The organism is Xylophilus sp. ASV27, from assembly GCF_016428875.1.
Lineage (GTDB): Bacteria > Pseudomonadota > Gammaproteobacteria > Burkholderiales > Burkholderiaceae_C > Xylophilus.
Map to the genome: position 1 here is coordinate 1 of NZ_JAELTO010000242.1, position 1028 is coordinate 1028.

At 75.4% G+C, this 1028-nt stretch carries 2 protein-coding genes and 1 pseudogene; all 3 read right to left on the bottom strand.

Annotated features, from left to right (window positions below; all coding sequences use genetic code 11):
- Positions 1-57: 57 nt before the first annotated feature.
- Positions 58-180 (bottom strand): hypothetical protein, encoded by a 123-nt coding sequence (locus tag JHD63_RS24635; protein WP_255519318.1) that lies wholly within the window; start codon positions 178-180, stop codon positions 58-60.
- A gap of 12 nt (positions 181-192) precedes the next feature.
- Entirely contained in the window at positions 193-666 is a 474-nt protein-coding gene (rimI, locus tag JHD63_RS22635) for a ribosomal protein S18-alanine N-acetyltransferase (protein WP_370590621.1), read from the bottom strand.
- 4 nt (positions 667-670) lie between these two features.
- Positions 671-901, bottom strand: a pseudogene (locus JHD63_RS22640) (tRNA (adenosine(37)-N6)-threonylcarbamoyltransferase complex dimerization subunit type 1 TsaB); the annotation flags it as partial.
- Positions 902-1028 lie beyond the last annotated feature (127 nt).

Genomic DNA, 1028 nt, shown 5'->3' on the forward strand with positions numbered 1-1028 from the left:
CCCCCCCCCCCCCCCCCCCCCCCCCCCCCCCCCCCCCCCCCCCCCCCCCCCCCCATTTTAGATGTGTATAAGAGACAGCTCCTGGGGCATGGGCGGCGCCACGGCCGGCAGCGGCTGCCAGACGGTCACGCCCATTTCCTCCAGCATGGCGCGCTGGCGCGGGTCCAGGTCAAGTCCCATGGGGCAGCATCCTCAGTTCCAGAGCCGGAGGCTCATCACCACGGCGTCTTCGCGCTGCTCGTGCAGCGCGGGGTAATAGCGCTTGCGCAGGCCCACGCGCTGGAAGCCGTGGGCTTCGTAGACATGCTGCGCGCGCAGGTTGCTCACGCGCACCTCCAGCCACAGCCACAGCGCGCCCTGGCCGCGCGCCCAGGTGTCCAGCCCTTCGAGCATGACCCGCGCCCAGCCCTGGTGCTGGTGGGCCGGGGCGACCGTGAAATTGAGCAGGTGCACCTCGTCCACACCCTTCATGGCGACGAAGTAGCCGAGCAGTTCCTGCCCGCCCAGCAGGCACTGCGCCTGGTAGCCCGCGCGCAGCGAATCGGCGAAGTTGCCGCGCGTCCAGGGATGGGTGTAGGCCGCCTGCTCGACCGGCAGGACGGCGCCGAACAGCTCCGGCGTCATGGGCTCGAAGCGGGCCTCGGCGGCTTGCGGCAGGGCGCTCACCGGACTACCCCTGGACAAGCGCCGCGCGCAGGGCGCGTTCGGCCTCGCGCTCGGCGGTGGTCTTGGCCACCTTGTCGCGGATGTAGAGCGGCAGCGCGGCGGCGGCCGGCACCAGGTGGCCGTCGGCGATCAGGGCGGGGGCCAGGCGCAGCAGGGCTTCGGCGCCGGGCTGGGCGTCGAGCGCGGGCGCGCCGGGCGCGATCCGCTCGCCGTAGGCCGCGCGCGCATTGCCGGCCCTGTCTCTTATACACATCTAAAAGCGGGGGGGGGGGGGGGGGGGGGGGGGGGGGGGGGGGGGGGGGGGGGGGGGGGGGGGGGGGGGGGGGGGGGGGGGGGGGGGGGGGGGGGGGGGGGGGGGGGGG

What these genes read in the sequence shown, in the direction of transcription:
- JHD63_RS24635 (WP_255519318.1), bottom strand. Translation starts at nt 180, where the DNA reads ATGGGACTTGACCTGGACCCGCGCCAGCGCGCCATGCTGGAGGAAATG.